General features: G+C 64.3%; 2 protein-coding genes and 1 pseudogene. All 3 read left to right on the top strand.

Features of this window, described 5'->3' with window-relative positions; translation table 11 throughout:
* Nucleotides 1–494, top strand: a pseudogene (locus ACE3TQ_RS23960) (4-hydroxyphenylpyruvate dioxygenase); the annotation flags it as partial.
* 173 nt (nucleotides 495–667) lie between these two features.
* Nucleotides 668–4213, top strand: coding sequence for an indolepyruvate ferredoxin oxidoreductase family protein (locus ACE3TQ_RS23955; RefSeq protein ID WP_374585738.1), 3546 nt, complete (start codon nucleotides 668–670; stop codon nucleotides 4211–4213).
* Nucleotides 4214–4359: 146 nt separating this feature from the next.
* Nucleotides 4360–7035 (top strand): TonB-dependent receptor plug domain-containing protein, encoded by a 2676-nt coding sequence (locus ACE3TQ_RS23950; protein WP_374585736.1) that lies wholly within the window; start codon nucleotides 4360–4362, stop codon nucleotides 7033–7035.
* Nucleotides 7036–7088: the final 53 nt, after the last annotated feature.

Here is a 7088-nt window from a genome sequence, read left to right as displayed (position 1 = left end):
TGAAGTCGAAGGCGATGACTTCCCCGTGCGGCAAGATCCGTATTCCGATCAATGAGTCGTCGGATGACAAGTCGCAGATCGCCGAGTACCTGAATGAGTACCACGGCGAGGGTATCCAGCATATCGCGCTGGGGACCGATGGCATCTACGATTCGGTGCAGGGGCTGCGTGACCAGGGCATCGTGTTCCAGGATACGATCGAGACCTACTATGAGCTGGTCAACCGCCGCTTGCCGAACCATGGCGAGAACGTTGAGGAGCTGCGCCGCCTGCGCATCCTGATCGATGGCCATTCGTCGGCGGATTCGAATGAGCGCGAGCTGCTGCTGCAGATCTTTACCCAGAATGTGATTGGGCCGATCTTCTTCGAGATTATCCAGCGTAAGGGTGACCAGGGCTTTGGCGAGGGTAACTTCCGCGCGCTGTTCGAGTCGATTGAGCTGGACCAGATTCGACGCGGTGTGCTGGAAGATCCTTCCAAGTCGGCTGCGTAACCCCCGGTAAACCTGGGTCAGACCCAAGGGTCAGACCCTGGTACGCGACCGCCGCAGGCCGGGGTCGGACCCTTGGGTCTGACCCGGACTTACCGGGTTAAAAAGTATTCCCGGCAACCCCGCGCCAAGACGGGGCGCCGTTCACAATTTAAGAAGTTTTGGAGACAACCCTGATGAACGCACCCGTCAAGAGTGGCGAGCTATCGCCAGCGCACGACATCACCCTCGACGACAAGTGGACCCTGGAGCGCGGCCGCGCCTTCATGACCGGCACGCAAGCGCTGATCCGCCTGCCTATGCTGCAGCGCGAGCGCGACCTGAAAGCAGGCCTGAACACCGCCGGCTACATCACCGGCTACCGCGGTTCGCCGGTCACCTCGGTCGACCAGACCGCGATCAAGGCCAAGAAGCACCTCGACGCGCACCACGTCAAATTCCACCCCGGCATGAACGAAGACCTGGCGGCGACCGCCGTCTGGGGCACCCAGCAGACCAACCTGTTCGAAGACGCCAAGTACGACGGCGTGTTCGCCATGTGGTACGGCAAAGGCCCGGGCGTCGACCGCTGCGGCGACGTGTTCAAGCACGCCAATAACGCCGGCTCCGCCAAGCACGGCGGCGTGCTGGTGCTGGCCGGCGACGACCACGCGGCCAAGTCCTCCTCCACCGCGCACCAGTCGGACCACATCCTGAACGCCTGCGGCATTCCGGTGCTGTACCCGTCTTCGGTGCAGGAATACATCGACTACGGCCTGCATGCATGGGCCATGAGCCGCTACACGGGCCTGTGGGTGTCGATGAAATGCGTGACCGACATCATCGAATCGGGCGCCGTGGTCGACTTCGACCCGGACCGCGTGCAGATCCAGATGCCGGACGACTTCGAGCTGCCGCCGGGCGGCCTGAATATCCGCTGGCCGGACACCGTGCTGGACATGGAAGTGCGCATGAACACCTACAAGTGGTATGCCGCACTGGCCTACTGCCGCGCCAATAAGCTGAACAAGATCATCTGGGATTCGCCCAAGCCGAAGATCGGCATCATCACCGCCGGCAAGTCCTACCTGGACACGCGCCAGGCGCTGGCCGACCTGGGCATCGACGAGCAAGCCGCCGCCGATATCGGCATCCGCCTGTACAAGATCGGCATGACCTGGCCGCTGGAAGCGGACGGCGTGCACGAATTCGCCAAGGGCCTGGACGAGATCATCGTGGTCGAAGAAAAGCGCCAGATCCTGGAATACGCGCTGAAGGAAGAGCTGTACAACCTGCCGGATTCCGAGCGCCCGCGCGTGGTCGGCAAGTTCGACGACACCGGCGAGTGGAGCAACCACGGCAAGACCGGCCACGGCGACTGGCTGCTGCCGGCCACCTATGAGCTGAACCCGGCCCAGATCGCGCGCGCCATCGCCTCGCGCATCGAGCACTACTGCAAGGACCACCCGGTCGCCGCACGCGTGAAGGAACGCATCGCCTTCCTGGAAGCGAAGGAAGCCGCGCTGAAGAACCTGCCGGCCAAGGCCAACCCGCAGACCGACCGCATCCCATACTTCTGCTCCGGCTGCCCGCACAACTCCTCGACGAAGGTGCCGGAAGGCTCGCGCGCCCTGGCCGGCATCGGCTGCCACTACATGGTGCTGTGGATGGACCGCGAAACGTCCACCTTCACCCATATGGGCGCGGAAGGCGTGACCTGGGTCGGCCAGGCCCCGTTCACCAACGAGAAGCACGTCTTCACCAACCTGGGCGACGGCACCTACTTCCACTCCGGCATCCTGGCGATCCGCGCCGCCGTGGCGGCCAAGGTGAACATCACCTACAAGATCCTGTACAACGACGCCGTGGCCATGACCGGTGGCCAGAACGTGGACGGCCCGCTCGACCCGGGCATGATTTCGCGCCAGATTGCGGCCGAAGGCGTGAAGCCGATCATCGTCGTGACCGACGAGCCGGAAAAATACCCGGACGACTACAACTGGGCGCCAGGCGTCACCGTGCGCCACCGCTCCGAGCTGATGGACGTGCAGCGCGAACTGCGCGACATGCCGGGCGTGTCGGCCATGATCTACGACCAGACCTGCGCCTCCGAGAAGCGCCGCCGCCGCAAGAAAGGCGAGTTCCCCGACCCGGCCAAGCGCGCCGTGATCAACGAAGCCGTGTGCGAAGGCTGCGGCGACTGCTCGGTGCAGTCGAACTGCCTGTCGGTGGAGCCGCTGGAAACGGAACTGGGCCGCAAGCGCCAGATCAACCAGTCCAGCTGCAACAAGGACTTCTCCTGCGTCAACGGCTTCTGCCCGTCGTTCGTGACGGTGGAAGGCGGCGGCTTGAAGAAACCGAAGAAGGCCGCAGCGGGCGGTGGCGAAGTGCCGGCCCTGCCGGCGCCGGCGCTGCCGTCGACCGAGAACCCGTACGGCATCCTGATCACCGGCATCGGCGGCACCGGCGTGGTGACCGTGGGCCAGATCCTGGCCATGGCAGCCCACGTGGAAGGCAAGGGCGCCATCGTGCTGGACATGTCCGGCCTGGCGCAGAAGGGCGGCCCGGTGATGTCGCACGTGCGCCTGGCTGACAAGCAGGCCGACCTGCACTCGACCCGCGTCGGCACCGGCAGCGCCGACCTGGTGATCGGCTGCGACCAGATCGTGACCGCATCGAAAGACGCCTTGTCGCGCATGGGCGAAGGCCGCACCTACGCCGCCATCAACTCGACCGGCGCCACCACCGCCGCCTTCGTGAAGAACCCGGACTGGCAGTTCCCGGGCGCCTCCTCGCAGGGCGAGATCAAGCGCGCCTGCGGCGAAGCCAATGTCGACTTCGTCGACGCCGGCAAGATCGCCACCGCGCTGATGGGCGACTCCATCGCCACCAATATGTTCATGCTGGGCTACTCCTTCCAGAAGGGCAAAGTGCCGCTGAGCGAAGAAGCGCTGATGAAAGCGATCGAACTGAATGGTGTGCAGGTCGGCTTCAACAAGTCGGCCTTCAACTGGGGCCGCTACTGCGCGCACGACACCGCCGCCGTCGCCAAGCTGGCCACTCCGGCCACCGTGATCGAATTCAAGCGCACCCAGACGCTGGAAGAGATCATCGCCAAGCGCGTCGAACTGCTGACCGCCTACCAGGACGCAGCCTACGCCAAGCAATACAGCGACTTCGTCGCGCAGGTGCAGGCAGCGGAAAGCGCCTTTGGCAGCAAGAAGCTGACCGAAGCCGTAGCCCGCTACATGTACAAGCTGATGGCCTACAAGGACGAATACGAAGTAGCGCGCCTGCACAGCGACCCGGCCTTCCGCGAAAAGATCGCCAACATGTTCGAAGGCGACTACAAGCTGAAGTTCCACCTGGCGCCGCCGCTGCTGGCGAAGAAAGACAAGGACGGCCACCTGGTCAAGCAGGAATTCGGCCCATGGATGCTGAAAGCCTTCAGCGTGCTGGCCAAATTCAAAGGCCTGCGCGGCACCGCCCTCGACGTGTTCGGCTACACCGCAGAGCGCAAGATGGAGCGCGCCCTGATCGGCGAGTACCGCAACACCGTAGGCAGCCTGCTGGGCAAGCTGGATGCCGACAACCTCGCCACCGCAGTCGCCATCGCCCGCATCCCGGAAGACATCCGCGGCTACGGCCACGTGAAGGAGCGCCACCTGAAAGCCGCCAAGCAGAAAGAAGCCGCACTGCTGGCCGAGTTCAGCAAGCCCAAGGTCGCCACCCACGCCGCCTAAAAAATGGGGACGTACCCCATTTAATTTGCAACAAAAGCCGGGGAGCAATTTTGTCCCCGGCTTTTTCATAAGCATTTGCGAATTCATTCGTTCAGTAATGAAGCCGGAATTGCTAAGGTGGCGCCTCGTTACCAGAGGACCACTTCATGCAACCAAAATTCAAACTAAACTCGCTGGCGGCAGGCGTGCTCGCCCTGTCGTGCGGCATTGTCCAGGCCCAGGAAATCGCAGCTGCTTCATCTGTCGTGATCACCGGCTCGCGCATCCCGCGCGCCAGCCTGGAAGGCCCATCGCCGATCACCGTGCTGACCGGCGAGGACATTACCAAGCAAGGCTACAAAAACGTATTCGACGCGCTGACCAGCCAGTCGCAGAACAGCGGCTTCGTGCAGGGCGCCGACTTCGGCAACACCTTCACGCCGTCGGCCAACGCCATCAGCCTGCGCGGCCTGGGACCGAACCACACGCTGGTGCTGCTGAACGGCCGCCGCATGGCGGACTTCCCGATCGCCTACGAAGGCACGGTGAACTTCACCAACCTGGCCAACATCCCATCCAGCATCGTGGAACGCATCGAAATCCTGAACGGCGGCGCCTCGTCGGTGTACGGTTCGGACGCGATTGCAGGCGTGGTCAACATCATCCTGAAAAAGCAGGCCAAAGGCTTCGACATCAACGCCAAGGCCGGCACCACCACGCGCGGCGGCGGCGGCGACAAGCGCCTGCAGTTCAGCGGCGGCCATAGCTGGGACAAGCTGAACACCGTATTCAGCGTCGAACTGTCCGAGCGCGACCCGCTGTGGAGCGCGGACCGCGACTTTATGGCCAGCCGCACCGGCGTGGCGCCAAGCAGCATCCTGTCGCGCAAGAATGTCAGCACCGGCAAGTTCGTCGACCCGGGCGACACCTGCGCCGCGCTGAGCGACCTGTTTGGCGGCAGCACCATCAAGTACACCGCCAAGGCCGGCAGCTACTGCGCCAGCCCGAAGGTCGGCCCGACCTACTGGACCACGCAGACCAAGAACAGCAGCCAGAACGTGTTCGGCAGCGCCAACTACGAGCTGTCCGACAGCACCACCCTGTTTGCCGAAGCGCTGTACGGCCAAAACCGCAGCAGCAACAACACGCGCGGCCCGTCGTGGACTTCGCGCTCGGCCACCGACAGCTATTTCTACAACCAGAACACCAAGGCCAACGAAGCATGGACCCGCTTCATCTCGCCGGAGGAAATGGGCGGCGTGGGCCGCTACAACCGCCGCTGGGACGACCAGGTCAGCTCCCTGTCCGTCGGCGTGCGCGGCCAGGTCCCGAACAGCACCTGGAACTACGAAGCCGGCTACTCCGCCTCGCTGTACAAGAGCCAGAACCACACCCAGCGCGCGCTGGCCAATATCGACAGCTTCTTCCTCGGCCCGAAACTGGGCGTGACGTCCGGCGGCATCGCCATCTACGCGCCGGATCCCGCGCGCCTGGCCAAGCGCCTGACGCCGGAAGAATTCAACAGCATCACCGGCGAGGCCGTCAGCGACGACAAGGCCTGGACCAATACCCTGAGCCTGACCGCAAACGGCGAAGCCTTCGAGCTGCCGGCTGGCCCGGTCAAGGTCGCCGCCGTGGCGGAGCTGGGCAAGCAAGGCTTCACCAACCGCCCCGACGAGCGCATCAACCAGGGCTACTTCAACACCGTGACGCCGACCGAAATCACGGCCGGCCTGCGCAAGCGCTACGCCGTCGGCGTGGAAGCCGGCGTGCCAATCGTGAAAGGCCTGGATGCCACCGTCGCCGGCCGCTATGACCACTACAGCTTTGCCGGTCGCGGCGACGGCCGCTTCACCTACAACGGCGGCGTGGAATGGCGCCCAGCGACGCAGCTGCTGGTGCGCGGCAATTACGCGACCAGCTTCCGCGCCCCGGACATGAACTACATCTACAAGGCGCGCGGCACCGGCTACTATTCCTCCACCACCGACTACTACCGCTGCGCCAAGGCCGGCCAGCCGCTGGCCGACTGCGACTACGCCGGCTATTCGCCGGGCGCCGACTACGTGCAGACCGGCAGCAAGGACCTGCGCTCGGAGCGCGGCCGTTCGGCCGGTGTCGGCGTGGTGTGGTCGCCGAGCGCCGACTTCGACGCCACGCTCGACTACTGGAAGGTCCGCATCGACGACCTGGTGACCAACCTGAGCGCCGACAAGCTGCTGCGCGACGAATCGGATTGCCGCATCAAGGGCGACCTGACCTCGCCGACCTGCGCCGACGCGATCCGCCGCATTGTGCGCTACGCCGACAATGCGCTGACCCGTCCGGGCGAGATCAAGACCATCCACGTCAACCCGATCAATGCGGCATCGACCGAAACCACCGGCATCGACATCAGCGCGCGCTACACCCTGCGCACTGCGGCCTACGGCAACTTCATCGCCAAGGTGAACGCCTCCAAGACCCTGACGCAGGAGTCGCGCCAGTTCGTCGGCGACCCGCTCAACGACGACAAGAACGACCTGGGCAACGGCGACTGGCGCGACCGCATCAACGCCGGCCTGACCTGGAACGTGGGCGACTGGTCGAGCACCCTGTTCCTGCGCCGCTACGGCAAGATCCCGCGCGGCGACGGCAAGGACTGGCTGACCCCGACCACCCTGGCCAATGCCAGCGTGGTATACAAAATTAGCAAGGCCACCACAGTGTCGGTCGCGGTGAACAACCTGCAGGACCGCATCAAGCGCGACGATACCGGCGGCTGGCCTTACTACCCGGTCGGCAGTTACAGCCCGGCGGGCCGCCAGGTCTGGCTGGAGCTGAACCACCACTTTGGTGGCTAAGGGTTGAAATAGCCTGTTACAAATCGGCGCTCCACGGGGCGCCGATTTGCGTT

Source organism: Pseudoduganella sp. (genome assembly GCF_041914865.1).
Taxonomy (GTDB): Bacteria; Pseudomonadota; Gammaproteobacteria; order Burkholderiales; family Burkholderiaceae_D; genus Rugamonas.
Note: the sequence above shows the minus strand (reverse complement) of the source record. Positions and strands in the feature narration are given on the sequence as shown.

Bases quoted from the DNA above. Each gene is read 5' to 3' on its own strand.
- ACE3TQ_RS23955 (WP_374585738.1), top strand. From the start codon at position 668: ATGAACGCACCCGTCAAGAGTGGCGAGCTATCGCCAGCGCACGACATC.
- ACE3TQ_RS23950 (WP_374585736.1), top strand. From the start codon at position 4,360: ATGCAACCAAAATTCAAACTAAACTCGCTGGCGGCAGGCGTGCTCGCC.